The organism is Prevotella communis (assembly GCF_022024175.1).
In the GTDB taxonomy this organism is placed as follows: domain Bacteria; phylum Bacteroidota; class Bacteroidia; order Bacteroidales; family Bacteroidaceae; genus Prevotella; species Prevotella communis.
The window spans coordinates 3,104,865-3,122,769 of record NZ_CP091794.1; the positions used below are offsets into that span (position 1 = coordinate 3,104,865).

General features: G+C 48.5%; 15 protein-coding genes and 2 tRNA genes. 5 read left to right on the plus strand and 12 right to left on the minus strand.

Translation table 11 applies throughout. The features are described from left to right. Window positions 1-18 precede the first annotated feature (18 nt). On the plus strand, window positions 19-1,362 hold the full coding sequence (locus L6466_RS12465) for a UDP-N-acetylmuramoyl-tripeptide--D-alanyl-D-alanine ligase (RefSeq protein ID WP_091818842.1): 1,344 nt from the start codon (window positions 19-21) through the stop codon (window positions 1,360-1,362). On the opposite strand, the gene L6466_RS12470 is transcribed toward L6466_RS12465, so the two are convergent. Both L6466_RS12470 and L6466_RS12475 read right to left on the minus strand, forming a co-directional pair. Next, the gene (locus L6466_RS12470; RefSeq protein WP_237802684.1) at window positions 1,357-2,421 is read right to left on the minus strand and encodes a pectinesterase family protein; all 1,065 of its coding nucleotides are present in this window, start codon (window positions 2,419-2,421) and stop codon (window positions 1,357-1,359) included. The two genes, L6466_RS12465 and L6466_RS12470, sit on opposite strands and share 6 nt — an antisense overlap. Window positions 2,422-2,488: 67 nt before the next feature. Next, window positions 2,489-2,564, minus strand: a tRNA-Phe gene (locus tag L6466_RS12475). A gap of 149 nt (window positions 2,565-2,713) precedes the next feature. Between L6466_RS12475 and L6466_RS12480 the strand changes: the two genes are divergently transcribed. Further along, window positions 2,714-2,786, plus strand: a tRNA-Pro gene (locus tag L6466_RS12480). 169 nt (window positions 2,787-2,955) lie between these two features. On the opposite strand, the gene L6466_RS12485 is transcribed toward L6466_RS12480, so the two are convergent. Next, window positions 2,956-3,165 carry a hypothetical protein gene (locus tag L6466_RS12485; RefSeq protein ID WP_237794584.1) on the minus strand — a complete coding sequence of 70 codons (210 nt, stop codon included), beginning with the start codon at window positions 3,163-3,165 and terminating at the stop codon, window positions 2,956-2,958. Window positions 3,166-3,633: 468 nt separating this feature from the next. Beyond that, entirely contained in the window at window positions 3,634-5,439 is a 1,806-nt protein-coding gene (locus tag L6466_RS12490; RefSeq protein ID WP_237802683.1) for a helix-turn-helix domain-containing protein, read from the minus strand. A 466-nt stretch (window positions 5,440-5,905) separates the two neighbouring features. Between L6466_RS12490 and L6466_RS12495 the strand changes: the two genes are divergently transcribed. Together L6466_RS12495 and L6466_RS12500 are read left to right on the plus strand one after the other, a co-directional pair. Then, a complete protein-coding gene (locus tag L6466_RS12495; RefSeq protein ID WP_237794575.1) occupies window positions 5,906-7,141 on the plus strand; it encodes a VapE domain-containing protein in 1,236 nt (411 codons plus the stop codon). Between the two features lie 116 nt (window positions 7,142-7,257). Then, window positions 7,258-7,698, plus strand: a complete 441-nt coding sequence (locus L6466_RS12500) for a DUF6078 family protein (protein WP_237802682.1) — start codon at window positions 7,258-7,260, stop codon at window positions 7,696-7,698. 15 nt (window positions 7,699-7,713) lie between these two features. On the opposite strand, the gene L6466_RS12505 is transcribed toward L6466_RS12500, so the two are convergent. Then, entirely contained in the window at window positions 7,714-8,634 is a 921-nt protein-coding gene (locus L6466_RS12505) for a helix-hairpin-helix domain-containing protein (RefSeq protein WP_237802681.1), read from the minus strand. 1 nt (window position 8,635) lies between these two features. Beyond that, entirely contained in the window at window positions 8,636-10,033 is a 1,398-nt protein-coding gene (locus L6466_RS12510; protein WP_237794566.1) for a sodium-dependent transporter, read from the minus strand. Between the two features lie 96 nt (window positions 10,034-10,129). Here L6466_RS12510 and L6466_RS12515 point away from each other — a divergent pair, with 96 nt between their 5' ends. After that, a complete protein-coding gene (locus L6466_RS12515; RefSeq protein WP_237802680.1) occupies window positions 10,130-10,540 on the plus strand; it encodes a VanZ family protein in 411 nt (136 codons plus the stop codon). Here L6466_RS12515 and L6466_RS12520 read toward each other — a convergent pair. The 6 genes from L6466_RS12520 to L6466_RS12545 form a co-directional block, all read right to left on the minus strand. Beyond that, window positions 10,513-10,998 (minus strand): CYTH domain-containing protein, encoded by a 486-nt coding sequence (locus tag L6466_RS12520; protein WP_091818802.1) that lies wholly within the window; start codon window positions 10,996-10,998, stop codon window positions 10,513-10,515. The genes L6466_RS12515 and L6466_RS12520 overlap by 28 nt on opposite strands. 3 nt (window positions 10,999-11,001) lie before the next feature. Continuing rightward, complete coding sequence (locus tag L6466_RS12525; protein WP_176944324.1) at window positions 11,002-11,151, minus strand: hypothetical protein; 150 nt, start codon at window positions 11,149-11,151, stop codon at window positions 11,002-11,004. 26 nt (window positions 11,152-11,177) lie between these two features. Next, the gene (gene prfB / locus L6466_RS12530; protein ID WP_091818801.1) at window positions 11,178-12,299 is read right to left on the minus strand and encodes a peptide chain release factor 2; all 1,122 of its coding nucleotides are present in this window, start codon (window positions 12,297-12,299) and stop codon (window positions 11,178-11,180) included. 3 nt (window positions 12,300-12,302) lie between these two features. Beyond that, the gene (locus L6466_RS12535) at window positions 12,303-14,111 is read right to left on the minus strand and encodes an AMP-dependent synthetase/ligase (RefSeq protein ID WP_237802679.1); all 1,809 of its coding nucleotides are present in this window, start codon (window positions 14,109-14,111) and stop codon (window positions 12,303-12,305) included. A gap of 66 nt (window positions 14,112-14,177) precedes the next feature. Further along, on the minus strand, window positions 14,178-16,229 hold the full coding sequence (locus L6466_RS12540; RefSeq protein ID WP_237802678.1) for a beta-galactosidase: 2,052 nt from the start codon (window positions 16,227-16,229) through the stop codon (window positions 14,178-14,180). 122 nt (window positions 16,230-16,351) lie between these two features. Then, the gene (locus L6466_RS12545; protein WP_091818798.1) at window positions 16,352-17,848 is read right to left on the minus strand and encodes an L-fucose/L-arabinose isomerase family protein; all 1,497 of its coding nucleotides are present in this window, start codon (window positions 17,846-17,848) and stop codon (window positions 16,352-16,354) included. Window positions 17,849-17,905 lie beyond the last annotated feature (57 nt).

Sequence of the window (17,905 nt, forward strand, 5' to 3'; positions counted from 1 at the left end):
TCAAATTTTATGAAGATTATGGACATTAAGGAACTATACAAGCTCTACCAACAGCATCCATGCATCACGACGGATAGTCGCGATTGCCCTGAGGGTAGCATCTTTCTGGCCCTGAAAGGCGAGAAATTCAATGGAAACCAATATGCACTGCAAGCCCTTGAAAAAGGCTGCGCCTATGCCATCGTTGACGAGGATATCGAGTCTTCAACTCTCAGTTCTCAGATAATCAAGGTTGATGATTGTCTGCAGACCTTCAAGGATATTGCCCGCGAACATCGTCGCCAGTTCAACATCCCCGTCATCGGTATTACAGGCACCAATGGTAAGACCACAACCAAGGAACTCATCAAGGCAGTACTCTCTGAGAAATATAACGTGCTGGCCACTGAGGGCAACTTCAATAACGACGTGGGTGTGCCCAAGACGCTGCTGCGCCTCAACAAAGAGCACGAGATAGCCATCATTGAGATGGGAGCCAGTCATCCTGGCGATATCAAGACACTGGTAGAGACAGCCGAGCCAACCTGTGGTCTCATCACCAACGTAGGCCGTGCCCACCTGCAGGGCTTCGGTTCGTTCGAGGGTGTCATCAAGACAAAGGGTGAACTCTATGATTATCTGCGCACACGTGAGGACGGACTCGTCTTTGTCAATGCCGACAACGACTACCTCTGCGACATGCTGACAGACGAGATGTGGTGCACCCCCTACTCTACCGACCCCGACAAGCAGTATGCTTGTATCTCCGGCGAGGTGGTCAGCTGCGACCCGCTCTTGAAGTTCCGTTGGCGCAAACCCCTCATGGAACTCGAAGAGACAGGTGCCTCACAGAAGTGGCATAAGGTGCAGACCAACCTGATTGGTGCCTATAACATTGACAACCTGTTGGCTGCCATTGCCGTAGGTATCAATTTCAACGTAGACCGCAAGCAGATTTGTCATGCGCTGGAGACCTATGTGCCCACCAACAACCGTTCTCAACTCACAGAGACGCCCTACAACCGTCTTATCGTTGATGCCTACAACGCCAACCCGTCAAGTATGGCTGCTGCGCTGGAGAATTTCCAGATGGTAGTACCTCACGAGGGCGAAACCAAGATGGCTATCCTGGGTGACATGCGTGAACTGGGCGAAGTCAGTCTGGAGGAACACCAGAAGACTGTTGACCTGCTGGCAGCATCAAGCCTTACCAACGTGTGGCTCGTAGGCGAGGAGTTCGGAAAGACCAACACGCAGTTCCGTAAGTTCAAGGATGTTGAAGAGGTGAAAGCCGAGATACAGAAAAATCGTCCCACTGGTCACCTTATTCTTATTAAGGGTTCCAACGGAACGAAACTCTATCAGTTACCCGAACTGCTATAATGCAGTCTTCAGGTACTGTTTCTTTATACGCGCTATCTGTTTCTCCAGATGGCGCGTTTTCTTATCTGGACGCCACTTGGGGAACACGTTCTTCACCGTATATTTTGCCGCCTCTTTCTCAGAGAAAACAGTTTCAATATAGCGACAGTCATCATTGACGACAAACTCAACCACATTGGACGAGGGAGTGATCACATTTCCATCGGCATCCATCGTGTGATACTCAAAAAACTCATTATCTACAGAACGAATACCCTGCGGTTCAAATCGGGTAGGAATGAGTTTTCCGGGTGTCTCCAACGTCGTATTCAGCCAGGCACAACGCGGATGCGTGTGCCAACCACGGGCAAAACCAAACAACGACACATCATTGCGTACCGTACAATGATCGAACACATATCCCCACTTTGTCGTAGATGTACGAGGAGCTGCAATCACATTCTTACCAGTGCCGTCCTCATTACGTTTCTCAGTGACTATCAGGCAGCGATTAAAATACACATCACCCGCGCCACAGATAAAATCCACCGTACCATGAATCTCAGAGTCCTCCATATAATGGCTACACTCCTCACTATGACTGTAATAGGTATCCTGATACGACAGCATCCTCACACGTTTGAAGATGGTGTAGTTGCCCTTATCCTGCCAACAAACGGCACGACCGGCAGGTCCACAACGGTAATAGTCCAACGCATTCTGTAGCGTCAGGTCCTGCAGGTAGGTATTCCATCCACGATTCAGAAGTGTTGCCGTCTTACTGATGCCTTCATTTTCCACCGCAGGGGCGTTTTTTATGATTACGCCCTCCATGCTCTCGCCCACCAGTGCGATGTTATGTCCCCATATCTGTGTCAGCGTGCGGTCACCAAGGTCATACACACCATTGGGAATAAACACAAACAGACGACTGGCTGTTGAGTCGATATTTTGCTTGTTAGCCTTATCGATGGCCTCCAGCAGGCTCTCTGCATTGCCAGCTTCCACCACAATCTGCGCTTCCATCGTGGAAACCACAGCCAAGAATACCAACGATATGATTTGTTTCAGATATTTCATGTTTTAGCTAATAGTACTCATTTAACAAAAATCGCCAACCTTCATCTCTAAAGATTAGCGATTTTTATGGTGGTACCTCCAGGAATCGAACCGGGGACACACGGATTTTCAGTCCGATGCTCTACCAACTGAGCTAAGGCACCATTTTCTTATCCGTGTGCAAAGGTACAACAAAAATCTGACATATCATAACTTTTTCTTGAAAAATTTGCTTAATCCATAAAAAAGCACTACCTTTGCACCTGCTTTTCTGGAAATATGCTGGCTTTTGCAGGCTATCCCGCAAAGCAATCGGGATGTAGCGCAGTTGGTAGCGCACTACGTTCGGGACGTAGGGGTCGGGCGTTCGAGTCGCCTCATCCCGACAATTACTAAGTCGGAAAACAGAGAAAGTGGCTGAAATCAACCACTTTCTCTGTTTTTATATGGAAAGCAGGTTAAGGCATCGTAAACCTATGACTCAGCAACCGTAAACCATAGAGTTATGATTCCTAACCAAAGTTGCTGTCCCGAAATTGCTGAAATTTTTGTCTGCTAAACAGTTAGCATCGACGCACGATTGACACCAAGTTGCACGGCACGGTCGATAAGTGCCTGGTTGCGGCGCACCTCGCGTACGATGACATCGTTTTTCTCTTTCAACTCATCACTCTTATGAAGCAGGTGAATGACCAGCACTCCTACTATAATGGCTAGCACCAACAAGGCTGAAGCCATCAGAATCATCAACATTGCCGTTTCCATATACATTTACCTTATTTATTAGACCTATGATGAACTGTGTCGAGTACAAACAAGCCTACGACCATGGCGAGAATCACCAGGGCGTAGATCAGCATGATAGTCAGGTTTGTCGTTCCCATATATTTTATGTTTATATTTTCGTTTTCGAATTGTCCTACATTGTTTTTAAATTAACCGAAGCTCCCAGACCAATCTTTTGTCTGTAGTCGAAATGTTTGTTGGTCTGGGCTCCGGTGTCGCAGCTGGCGTCTCGTCTCAAGTACGTGCTGCATCAGAAATTGTCAAAAAGGTTATCGTAGTATAGAATATTTAGATATAGATATATATTGAAAAGATTGTTTCTGAAATCCGATGCAAAGGTATAACAAAAAGTCCGTGCCCACAAGGGCACAGACAAATGGTCGGGTGGTTTCAGACAAATAGTCGGATAAAAAGACGGTTCGTCGGATGGTATCGACGAAATGTCGGCTACTTATCGCTGTTTAGCGTCTGTTTATAGGTGGTAGGCGTCATGCCATATTTAGCGCGGAAATTGCGTGTAAAGGTGTCGGCATTGGTAAAACCGCTGGACTGACTGACCACCTCCACAGCAATGTCGGGTTGGTCGTTCATCAGTCGGACGGCATAGTCGAGTCGCAGTTCACGGACATAGGCTGGCAGGGATACGCTGTCGCTACCCTGTGCGAAAGCGGCACCGATACGCTCCTTGGAAAGACCAGTATGCTCGATAAGAGTCTGACGACCGAAGTCCGGCTTCAGGAACAACTTTTCATTCTCTATCAAATCACGCAGACAGAGGAAGAGCTGTTCGTCGGTGAGTTCGGTCATGTCGGAAATAGAGAGCGACCCACTCCCCTCCATTACAGGGAGGGGCTGGGGGTGGGTCTGTTGGGCTTGGGTCTTCTGTTTCAGCTCCCTGTACTTCTTCTTATATTCCAATACCTCGTTAATCTGGTCCACGAAGATACGATTCTTCTTTTTTGTGTTGCGCCACTGATGGAAGATATAGACAGCAAAAGCCAGAATCAGCAGAGCCAGGATGGCAATGGCAATACTGATAGCCGTTACAAGACGATTCTCTGCACGCTGCTCCAGGATTTTACGCTCCTTGCCCTGTGTGTCGTAGATGGTGGCAAGCTCTGCCGACTCACTTCGTTTCTGTCGTACCAGGGCAGTATCATAGACCTCTGCTATCTGCATAGCCACACGCAAGGCAGAGTCCTGGCGACCAGACAGGTAGTTGGCACGGAATTTAGGCAGCAGATTTTGTCTGATGGTCTCCAAATCGTAATCGTAGCCCCATTCCTTGATAAACTGGTCCAGATTCGTATAGATATCGGCAGCCTCTCCATAGCGATTGGCCGCCATCAGGTAGTCACAACCATTGATGCGCCCCTCAAGTCCCTGTCCGTAGTCACTCCTGGCATATTGATCATAATTGTAGGCTGCCTCTTTACTCTGACCACGCATCTGCAGAAATCGCGCCCGGTGAAGGAAGACCAGCGCACGCAACGTCTTCACCTCTTTCTCTATCACCTTAGGCTCTTTCTCATAGAGCGTCACCAGCGAGTCCATGCGATCTACCCATACGCCAGCCTCATCCAGATGATGGTTGAGCAGACTGAAGGAGATATTCTCCAAAGTCTCAATACTCGCGGCAATAGGTCGGCAGGTGGAGTCGTTAGGCGTGCGAAGCACCCATTGGTAAGCCTCGTCATAGCTTTTCCTTGCATCGTCAAGACGTTCCAGCATCATCTGCGTGTCGCCCAGGCACAGATAGAGCGTCTGCATCTCTGTGGCGCGTTGCGGACTGTCCACGTCCTTCAGCTTATCTATCAATCGAAGGGCGGTACGCATCGCGTTATCATAGTCGCGATTGGTAGTCAGCATGATAACGAGGTTGGTACCTGCGTGTATATATTCCCAAAAATCCTCGGCGGGGGGATTGTCTATAGCTACGACACGACGGAGCACCTCTACACACTTGTCTGTCTGTCCCAATTGAAAATAGGCCACGCCACGATAACCGTCGGCACGTATCGGCGAGAGTTCTCCTGCCTCAGCCAGACTATCAGTCACAGCAAGGAAATATTCGAAATTGCCCGAGAACCTGGCGGCAAGAGCAATACTATCGCCACGTGTACGTTCCAGTTTGTAGGGAATGTCACCCTGCAACCTGTCACCCTTTCCACCACAAGCTGTAAGCACCAACGATGCCACAACGGCAACTATACCTATTATATATTTGTATCCTAAAACGCGGATTTGTTCCATTTTTTCCATTTTGCGTGCAAAATTAATCAATTTTCCACAAACAATCAAATGCTTTTTGTTTTTTCTACTTATATATATGATAAACCTCCCCCCTCTCACTCAAATCTCCTGAAACACCGATGCACAAAGGCACGGAGCCCAGTGAGAGGATATTTTGGCCTCTCACTCACCTCTCACTGGACCTCTCACTCTATCAAAAAAGCCAGTACGTAGGGGACGTACTGAGAGTCCGCGGACGACGTACTCGGAGTACGTCAACGACGTATTTTTTTTAGTCTGACGTGCCCCAGATTTTTTTGTCCAGAATAAAGTGTTAAATGTGCAACTTTTTGGGTAAAAGTCTTGCAAACCGGCCATTTTTTTTGTACCTTTGCGGTTGCATTCGTGGGGGTATCTGCGGGTGCAAGGATAACCTGAGACGGGGGACCTTAAAAAACCATTTAAAACATAATTTAAAAATCTTTTTATGAAAAAAAACGAAGTACTCATTAACGGTGGGGCTCTCAATGCTCCTGTCGTGTCTGCGCTCGCCGCAGAACAGTTTCTAACCGAGAACTACTGTTTCCGTCGCAACCTGCTGAACGGAAAGGTGGAGTTCGCCACAAAGCAGGCTGACGGTCAGGCATCTGACTATCGTCCGCTGACCCAGGAGGCCCTGAACAGCATCATCCTGCGTGCCAAGCGCGAGGATATCTGCGAGGGCAGCAATCCAAAGACGGACATTGTGGAATTTATCCATTCTGAAGAGGTATGCGCGTACAATCCTATCCGTGAATACCTGGACAACCTGCCACAGTGGGACGGACAGAACCATGTGGCCCAACTCTTTTCGCGCCTGCCAGGACTCAGTTCTGAGCAGTTGTCGTTCCTCTCTATCTGGCTCCGCTCAACGGTGGCCCATTGGCTCCAGATGGATACCCTGCACGGCAATGAGATTGTGCCTACGCTCATCGGCGCTCAGGGATGCGGTAAGACCACCTTCTTCAAGCGCCTGCTTCCAGCCAACCTGCGCCAGTATTTCCTGGACCATCTGAACCTGTCGAACAAGTTCGATAAGGAGATGGCCCTGACGAACAACCTGCTGGTCTGTCTGGATGAGCTGGAAGCTATCCGTCCCAGTCAGCAGGCATCCCTGAAGCAGACGCTCTCTAAGAGTAAGGTGAACGGACGTCCTATCTACGGATGTGCGCAGGAAGACCGTGCCCGCTTTGCCTCATTCGTATCTACAACGAATAATCCTCATCCGCTGTCGGATGCTACGGGTAGCCGTCGCTATATCTGTCTGCAGATCCCGCAGGGTCAGTATATCGACAACGCTGGCGAGATAGACTATGACCAGCTTTATGCACAGGTGGTCTATGAGCTGAGGGAGCAGAAGGCACCTTACTGGTTTAATAACGACGAGGTGGCGCGTATTCAGGAGCTCAACCAGGAGTATATGGAGCAGAAGGATATCGTGGAGATTATCAACCTCTGTTTCCGCAAGCCTGAGGAGGGTGACGCTGTTCAGGCGATGAACTCAACGGAACTGTTGCGCTACATGCGTAAAAAGTACCCTTCGCTTCCTGACAATCTGAGCACAAGGATTCGCTTGGGTCAGGCCATGAGTTCGCTGGATTTTGACAGCACCAGCCGAGGCCATGTATCCTATTATAGAGTTGCGTTAGTCAAACAAGAAACGAAAGCTATAAAGGCAGCCTGAGTGAGAGGGCAGTGAGAGGTGAGTGAGAGGTCAAAATACCCTCTCACCGCCCTCAAAGCCTTTACCACAGGGCATTTCAAGAGATTTGAGTGAGAGGTGGATATAAATCAAAAAACATGAAAGAAAAAGATATCTTCAAAGAAAAAGCCGAAAATGGCTATACTTTTTGTTTCGCAGACAAGTGTCCATTAAAGGAGCGTTGCCTGCACTATCTGGTGGGTCAGCAGATGTCTGACACCAGAAGTACTTACTCTTGTGTCAATCCCCGTTTTCAGGATGTAGGCACAGCCAACTGTTCCCTTTTCCGCAAGGCTGAGAAGGTGAAGTATGCCAAGGGCATGATGCACATCTTCAATGACGACATGCCCAAACGGGTGGAGCCATACGTGCGTCAGAGCCTCATCAGCAAGCATTGCCACACCTATTATTATGAGTATCGCAATGGCACGCGCCTCATCCCTCCTGCCGTTCAGGAGGAGATACGCCAGTATTTCCGTGAGGCCGGCTGGAACGGCGACATCATTTTCGACGGTTTCATCGAGGATTATGAGTGGTGAAAAGAAAACGTCTTCTTAGTAGCAGACATAGGGTTCCAGTCGCTTGATGGCCTCAGGAGAGAAGTCTGGCAAGAGACGCAGTTCGGACAAGGAATGAAGGGGACCTTGCAGACGACGATGGTCGATGATGGCCTTGGCCTGATAGTAATTGATATAAGGATGGCGCTTCAGTTCGTTTAATGACAGGCGATTGACATTCAGCTGATGCACATTGGATGCATTGACAGAGAAATATTTCTTTGCCTCTGAAGGGAAGTTTTCTATCTCGTCTAACTGATTGGTACTGACATAGCCTCCCAGTCTGCGTCCATACTCGGCAATCTTGCGCGAATAGTAACTGCCTATGCCTGGCACCTTTTTATACAAAGAGGTGTCGGCAGCATTCAAATCGATATGCTCACCCTCGGCAATCTTCACGGGAAAGCGCAGGGTGTCGCGCTGGTGCTCCACTCGTTGCTCTACTTGTTGCTCTTCACGTTGTTCTTCCTTTATCAGCGTGGAGGCAGGCAGATAGTCGGCAGAGATATGGATATAAGGTTCCAGCTCACGATACTGCTTCACCGTGAGGCCATAGAGACGGGCAAAGTCTTCCTTCTTGCGATAGATGCCGCCTGAAGCACGATACTTATAGATATTCCTGACTTGCCAAGGTTGCAGGCCAAGTCTGAGCAGTTGGGTGCTATCAGCTGTATTAGGGTCAAAGGCAAAACGCTCAAGGCGACGCGCGGGTTGCTGGTAGTAAGAGGGAGAACTAGTGGGACGAGTCTTACTAGTAGAACTAGTTGAGCCAGCAAAACCAGCATAACTAGTAGGTTCTTCCCCTTCGTTTTCATCCACAAAGAACATCAAGCCAAAGGCCACAGCAGCCACAGAGAGTAGAACCAGCAGGATACGACGATCATGACGGTTCAGATAAAAAAGATCACTAAGTTTCATGTCAAATCACACCAAACTGATGTAAGAAGATAAGTAGAATACAGATGGGACATACATAACGCACAGCAAACAGGTAGATTCCAAAGAATCGGCCACGCAATGTGCCTTCATTCGTAAATTCTTCTTTCACAATATGTTTTGGTACATACCAGCCCAGGAACAAACAGGTGAGCAGTCCGCCTGTAGGCAGGAATATCTGACCTGTGAGGAAGTCGAACCAACCGAAAAGTGACTGTCCGCCAAAGACGAGCCACTCACGCGTGTCGCCATACGAAAGCGAACAGAACACGCCTATCAGCGCACAAAGAACTGTAACAATAGCAGCACCCCATTTTCTGGATATCTTCAACTCCTCATGGAAGAAGGCAGTGCTAACCTCGTGAAGTGACATCAGAGAGGTGAGGGCAGCAAGCGACAGCAGGGAATAGAACAGCAATGCCACCAGCTCGCCTATCAGCGGAGCACCAGAGAATGCCTGTTGGAAAACATTAGGCAGGGTGATAAACACCAGGCCAGGACCAGAATACTGACCAGCCAGCTCTGGGTCGGCCAACTTATCGGCCGCATCAGGATAGCTGGCAAAGAAGGCTGGGAATATCATGAGACCTGCCAACACGGCTACCAGTGTATCGATAGCTACAATCTGCACGGCAGACTTCGTGAGATGGGTGTCGCGCTTGAAATAGCTGGCATAGGTACACAGGCAGCCCATGCCGAGACTCAGTGAATAGAAAGCCTGACCTAAGGCGCCAAGGAAGGTCTTGCTGTCAACGCCAGAGAAATCGGGATTAAACAGGAAAGATATACCTCGACCTGCGCCTGGCAACAAACACGATGCAACAGCGATGATGATCAGCAGGATAAACAGCAGGGGCATCATCAGCTTAGAGGCACGCTCAATACCTTTTTCCACACCTTTGGAGATGATGAAATGGCACATCAGCATGAATACAAGCATCCACAGGATAGGTTTCCAGGGATGCGCGGCAAAGGTATCGAAATAACTCTTTACGTAAGAGGCATCACCATTCAGATGACCGGCTACAGAGGCATAGATATACTGCAGGCACCAACCTGAAACAACAACATAATAGCCGGTGATCATAAAGCCGGTGAACACGCCAAACAGGCCAATCAACCGCCAAGGAGTGCCATTAGCCAACTTGGAATAGGCACGAGCCGTATTTGCCTGAGCCCTGCGACCAATGATAAACTCATTGAGCATACAGGGTACACCCAGGATAACGACGCATGCGATGTATATCAAAAGGAAAGCGGCACCACCGTTCTGACCTGTCATATAAGGGAAACGCCATACATTTCCAAGTCCTACAGCCGAACCGGCAGTAGCAAGTATGATGCCTAATTTAGTTCCGAAATTTGCTCTCTCTGTTGTCATCTTTCTATAAACCTGAATCCCTATTTTTTGAAATCGCTTGCAAAATTATAAAATATTTCGTACTTTTGCGCCCTGATTGAAAGTAAAAATACAAAAATGATACGATTTTTTAAGAAATATCCCCTCTCGCTGGTGTGTTTGGCACTTGTTTGGTATCTGTCTATTTGGTTCTTACCGCCTGACTATATCGAATTGCCCAGCATCAACTTCCTGGATAAATGGACACACTTCGTGATGTATGGAGGAACTTGCTCGGTTATCTGGTTTGAATACCTGCGCAGTCACCAAAGCCTTAACAAACAAAAACTATTCCTTTGGGCATGGCTTGCCCCAACCCTGATGGGAGGAGTCATTGAACTGGTGCAGGCCTATTGCACTACCAACCGTTCCGGCGAATGGCTTGACCTGGCAGCCGATGCCGTAGGGTGCACCTTGGCAGTAGGCGTGGGACTAGGTCTCAAAAAAATGTGGAAGAAGAGTCAGGCCTCGTTCTTCCACATTTTATAAGGATTCTTACGCAGGTGCGAATTATAATATCGCTTATCACCAGTGACTTCCTCACCGATGAAATCGGGCTTTTCGTAGGGTTCGTCAGGTGATGACAGTTCTACCTCGGCTATCACCAATCCATCGTTGTCGCCATAGAACTCATCGACCTCGAAGGTATGTTTGCCACTGGCAACAAGATAGCGGGTCTTATCGATAACGCCAGGTTCGCAAATCAGAAACAACTGTTCGGCTTCCTCAAGCGCTATTTCCTTCTCGAACTCATAACGACTCAAGCCGCCATCGAGCGAAGGACCCTTGATGGTCAGGAAGCCCTGATTATCACGGATACGAACACGTACTGTGCGTCCGTTTCCACTACTGATATAACCTTGCTTGATACGATAACTCTTGTGTGCGCGGCTTTTGAAATCATTGCCGCGCACCAAGAATTTCCGTTCTATCTCCATTCCGCTCATAGATTAAGCGAAATTGTAGATAGTGTAAGCACAGAAGGCGATGGCAAAAAGAATCAGGATTCCGAAAATCCAGTTAACTACTTTGCGTCCCTCTTTTTCTTGTTTCTCAGCGTAAGCCTTCTGCTTAGCGTTTAAATGCTTTTCTTTAGACATAGTAATATGAAATTTAATGTTAGGTATTAATCTTCATCACTTACTGGAAACTCCATGAGGTATGCCTTGATAAAGCCATCCAGCTTACCATTCATCACGCTGTCGACATCACGGGTCTCGAAATTGGTACGATGATCCTTGACTCGCTTGTCATCAAAGACATAAGAACGGATCTGACTACCCCACTCGATTTTCTTCTTGCCAGCCTCAATCTTAGCCTGTGCCTCAAGACGTTTCTTCATGGCACGGTCATAGAGTTGTGAACGGAGCAGCGCCATAGCACGCTCCTTATTCTTTGGCTGGTCGCGCGTCTCCGTATTCTCAATGAGGATTTCCTCTTCCTCGCCCGTATCAGGGTCGGTGTACCAATAACGCAGGCGCACACCCGATTCCACCTTGTTCACGTTCTGACCACCAGCACCGCTTGAACGGAAAGTATCCCACGACAACTTAGCGGGGTCAACATATACCTCGATGGTATCATCGACAAGGGGCGAAACGAAGACAGAAGCGAAGGATGTCATTCGCTTACCCTGCGCATTATAGGGTGACACACGCACCAAACGGTGCACGCCATTCTCACTCTTCAGGAAGCCATAGGCAAACTCGCCACCCTCTATCTGCATGGTGACACTCTTGATACCAGCCTCGTCACCGTCGAGCAAGTTACTGATTGTGACTTTATAGCCATGAGCCTCAGCCCAGCGCATATACATACGCATCAGCATCTGCGCCCAGTCCTGAGCCTCAGTACCACCAGCACCAGAGTTAATCTTGAGCACGCAGTCCATGGGGTCTTCCTTCTGGCGCAGCATATTCATAAGTTCCAGTTCCTCGATGGCATCGACAGCCTTCTGGTAGTCTTCATCCACCTCCTGCTCGGTCACCATCTCGTCTTTATAGAAATCAAAGGCCAGCTGCAATTCGTCGGCCTTGGTACGTACATCATTATAGCCATCAATCCATTTCTTGATAGCCTTTACCTTCTTCATCTGCTCCTCAGCACGCTTGGGGTCTTCCCAGAAGTCAGGCGCCTGAGTACGAAGATCTTCTTCTTCGAATTCAATCTGTTTCTGGTCTATCTTCAGATAGTGAAACAGTTTCTCAGCTCTGTCTAATACGTCTTTTAATTGATCCTGTGTTATCATTCTTTATTCCTCGTACATTTTATCAATCTCAGCCTTGTAGTTCTCGTTGAGTACGCGACGCTTGATTTTCAGCGTGTTTGTCAGTTCTCCACGCTCCATGGAGAAGCCCTTGGGGAGCAACGTGAATCGCTTCACCTGTTCGTAATGAGCCAACTGCTGCTGCAAGGTCTCAATACGCTCGCTGAGCATACGGATAATACGCTTATCCTTGCAAAGGTCCTCACGACTATTGAAAGCAATATCGTGGGTACGCGCATATTCCTCCAGTAACTTATACTCGGGCACAATGAGCGCAGAGACAAACTTACGCTGGTCGGCAATGATGGCTATCTGGTCGATATACTTGTCAACCAGGAGTTTTGACTCAATCATCTGCGGAGCGATATATTTTCCGTTTGACGTTTTGAAGAGGTCCTTGATACGGTCCTTCAGGAAGAGTTCGCCATCCTTGAGGTAACCAGAGTCTCCTGTCTTGAAATAGCCATCAGCCGTGAACGACTGGGCAGTGATATCATCACGGTTATAATAGCCTCGGGTAATGGTGGGGCCCTTCAGAAGTATCTCTCCCTCTTCACTAATCTTGATATCGATGCCCTGGATGGGGAAGCCCACAGAACCCACCTGGAACGGCTTTCCTAGGTGGTCGCACGAGACGGTAGCCAGCGACTCTGTCAAGCCATAGCCTACAACCATGTTCAGGCCAATGCTATGGACAAACTCCTCTACGTGAGAAGCTACGGTTGCGCCTGCCGTGGGGAAGAAATGAGCATTCTCAAGTCCCAGTTCCTTACGCACCAATGAGAATACGGTCTTATTGAGCAACTCATACTCCAAGTGCAGTGCCATAGGAGGCTGCTTGCCTGCTGCCAGATACTCAATATTATGCTTGCGACCTACCTCAAGCGCATGCCTGAAGAGCTTGCGCTGTACGGTACCACTGGCCTCTATCTTCTCTTGCACGCCATGATACACCTTCTCCCAGAAACGGGGCACGCTGGACATACACGTAGGATGCTGCTCACGCATAGACTTCTGAACCTCCTGTGGATAGGTATTCACAATCAGGCGAGCACCAACGGAGATACAAAGCAAAGCCCAGCCACGCTCAAAGATATGCGTGAATGGCAGGAAATTCATCACACGGTCGTTCTCGTCAACAGGCACATCCTTATGGTTTGCTTCCATGGCTGCATGGAACTGTCCCATAGAAAGAATAACACCCTTGGAGTCACCCGTTGTGCCACTGGTATAAAGAATATTGGCAATATCATCCATCGTAGCGTCCTGCTGGCGCTGCTCTACCTCGGTCTGACGAGTCAGACCCTCGCCCAGTTTCAGGAAGTCTGTGAATGACATCACGGTTGGGTCACCTTCAGGCAGTTTTACTGCTGAGTCGAACACGATGATACGTTCCAAGGAACGACAGGTGGGGAATACACGACGTGCCTTGTCGAACTGCTCCTGCTCACCCACAAAAAGGAAGCGAATCTTTGCGTCATTAACCATAAACTGTATCTGCTGCTCACTACTGGTAGCATAGAAAGGTATGGTTACGGCACGAATGCCCCATGCGCCAAAATCTGTGAATAGATATTGTACAGAGTTCTGAGAGAATACACCCAGATTTTCCTGCACATTTACGCCTAAAGCCAACATGGCATTAGACACTTGTTTTACAATGCCCGAGAACTGATTCCACGAGCATGATTTCCACTCTTTACCACTGAAGTTCTTGTAAATCAGCGCCTCGCGGTCGCCATACTTGGCAGCCACATCATACACCAATCGGGAAAGATGGCTGTTTATCTGCATAATAACCCATTTTATTTGTTGGTGCAAAAGTACTCAAAATAGGTCAGACTGCCAAATGTTTCGTCATTAAATATCCTTCTTCTGGATGATTTCGACATTGTAAACCTGTTCACCTGCCGTCTTATCAGCCTCACGGGGCAGATAGATGGGAGCGTCCGGCTGTAAAGGGAGTATGTGCAATTCCAGTTGGGAACAATTCTCAGGCAAGCGCCACAGACCATAAAGGAACGGACGGCCATAATAGAAATTATCGGCTATCAAATGACCGTTGGCATATAAGCGGGCACAGTCGCCACGATAGGAGATGGAAAGAAGTGATGCCCCTACCCCAGCTTTGTCAGGAGCCGGTATCTGTATCCTATAGACTGCAGCTTGCTGCCAATCCTGTTCGGATGGTGCCTCAGCCACCTTAGCCCTACCCTTCACAATCGTACGCAAAGGGCCTGCCTCCTTCACCTTTTCAGCAGCTAGAGCGATACTCTTTGTCTCTTCCTCTTCAGACAGGAAAAGACGTTCAGCCTCAGCCTTCGTGATCAGATAGATATTATCGTAAATGGGGTTCCTGGTGCCACGCGGTCTGACATTCTTCAGCGTCTTGCCATTTGTCATACAGATTGTTGAGGGGATGCCAGGAACCTGCATCATATAGACTTTTCCGTCACGACGGGCCACGAGTTGCGCCGTAGCATAACGGATACCGTCAACATTGACAGGGAAGATTGCCATACAGCCACTTGGAACAGTCAACTTAGGCAGTTTTACGCCACATGCTTCCAACTGCACATTTTTCTTGGCAGAGAGGTTATGGAAACGTTCGTAGTTATTAACGAAGATAAAGGCAGAAGCATCCTCTCCCTTTGCACTTCTTATAGCCCAGCGCAACTGGGTATCCTCACCTTTCTTCAGATCCTGTGGAGCAGGGAAAGAAGCCTCCATAGGTGCCAGAGTCTCACCCCAGTCATGCATGAAGAGATGAAGGGGACGCAACATATAATACTGGGGATAGGTCTGTCCGAACTCGCCCAAAGGAGCCTGGAAGTCGTAGGTCATCACAGGTAGGTCATTATTGGCCGTACCAGGCGATGTCTGACATTCATTCATCGTGTGGAGGAGTCCCTCTGGATTCGTACCGCCATGATACATATAGTATCCCAAGAGGTTTGAACCACTACCCAGTTTTACTAATGCCATGGAGTAAGCATCCTCAGGATAGACGTACGGACGACGATGATAAGCGGTAGCCATTCCACCTCCAAGTTCACAGGTGAAATAGGGATATTGCTCATCACCCTCATTGAGTTTCTCCTCTTGCTTTCCTAAGAGGTCGGTGCCTATGGCTGTAGAAGAACGGAAGCCTTTGAAATTAAAGGCCTTATAATAATTACCACAGCCTTCAGTCACCTCCTTATCCCAGAAGCCATCGGCATAGTCACCATAAAGGGGAAGCATCTCACCAAAGGGTACTGGCGTGCGCAGCTCCGGCCATCCAGTACGGGTATAAAACGGCAAATCGAAGCCTATCTTCAGAGCTATCTGTTTAAGGGCCATCAGGTACTCACCGCGTCCATGATACTCATTATCAAACTGTGCCGCAATGACCGGGCCGCCATCTTTCCACTGCAAGCCCTGCACCTGTGTAAAGATCTGACGATAGAGTGTTTCGACTAAGCCCAGAAATACTGGATTCTGTTCACGTAACTTACAGCCTTTAGCAAAGACCCAGTCTGGAATGCCACCATTACGTACCTCGCCATGACAAAACGGTCCCAAGCGCAGGACAACTGGCATCTGCTCCTTCTTACACACTTCCAGGAAGTTGCGCAACGAGCGCTGTCCATCCCAGCGGAAGATACCTTCCTGCTCTTCTATATGATTCCAAAACAGGTAGGTGGCAATAATAGTGACACCACCCTCTTTCATCTTCCTGACTTCGTCAGCCCATTCATTGACAGGAATGCGCGAATAGTGTATCTCGCCCATCACAGGACATACACGGTGTCCATCAATGAGGAGGCTCTGACTATCCCACGTTACAGTGGGAATATGCTGTGCCCTTGCATTCGTAAACGATAATACGAGTATGTATATTGTAACAGAAAATCTTAGTAGCTGATTCATCAGTTTACCTGTTTTTAAGTTTTCGCCTACAAAGGTACGACATATAAATAAAAAAAAGCAATCTGTCAACGATTTTTTGACAGATTGCTATAATTATTTTTACAGAACTTCCGTTCTATCGCTTATGCGAAAGGATTCTCTGTGGGATAGTAGTCACCCTTGGGGAAGTTGTAGTCAATCTCCTCAACGGGGATACCCATGTACTTCAGAACCTCCCACAGGTACTTACCAGCGTGCTCGAACATCACAGCTGCGTGGTGTGGGTAGTGCTTCTCGATGAGCACGTGACGGTAGAAGCGGCTCATGTTCTTGATACCGAAGATACCGATAGAACCGAATGAGCGAGTAGCCACAGGAATAATCTCGCCCTGAGCGATATAAGCACGGAGCTTCGTATCGGCTGTTGACTGCAAACGATAGATTGTAGCCTTACCAGGAGTCAGGTCACCCTCAAGTGTACCGTTAGTTACCTCTACAGGCAGAGCGCGGGCCATAATGCGCTGGAAGCACATCTGACAGTTGCAAACCTTAGAAGAAGCGGTGTTACCACAGTGGAAGCCCATGAAGATTTCCTTCTCTGTATAGGTATCGCACTCAAACTTCTTACCCTTGATGCTCTCCTCGTACATATCCTTAGGTACAGAGTTGTTGATGTCGAGCAGGGTTACAGCGTCCTCAGTGATGCAAGTACCAATGTACTCAGACAGAGCGCCATAAATATCAACCTCACAAGCTACGGGGATACCACGACCTGTGAGACGGCTGTTAACGTAGCAAGGTACGAAACCGAACATGGTCTGGAATGCAGGCCAGCACTTGTTAGCCATAGCAACAAACTGACGTGAGCCCTTGTGAGCCTCGATCCAGTCGGTGAGAGTCAGCTCATACTGAGCCAGCTTAGGCAGAACTGAAGGTATCTTATTGCCAGTGCCCAACTCGGCAGCCATATCCTTCACCACGTCGTCGATACGTGGGTCACCCTGGTGCTTCTGGAAAGCCTCGAGCAGGTCGAGCTCTGAGTTCTCCTCGATCTCAACGTCGAGATCATAGAGGGCACGGATAGGAGCATTACAAGCCAGGAAGTTGTTTGGACGAGGACCGAAGCTGATAATCTTCAGGTTCTGCAGACCGATGATAGCACGTGCGATGGGCAGGAACTCATGAATCATCTCTGCGCACTCACCTGCGTCGCCAACAGGCTCCTCAGGAATATAAGCACGGGTCTTACGCAGGCTCAGAGCCTGACTAGCGTTCAGCATTCCGCAGTAAGCATCGCCACGACCGTCGATCAGGTCGTTCTGAGTCTCCTCAGCAGCAGCGCAGAACATGGTGGGGCCTTGGAACCAGTCAGCAATCATGGTCTCAGAAATCTCAGGACCGAAGTTGCCAAGATATACACAGAGGGCATTACAACCAGCTTTCTGCACATCCTCGAGAGCCTGCTTAGCGTGAATCTCGCTCTCTACGATACAGATGGGGCACTCATAGATGCCATCCTTTCCAAACTTTTTTTCATACTCGGCGATAACAGCCTTACGACGGTTAACAGCCAATGACTCGGGGAAACAGTCGCGGCTTACAGCGACGATTCCAACCTTAACTACTGGTACATTTTTCATTTTAAACAGATATTATCTCTATGAATAATTTTAGGTTATACACTCATTCGGGTACTT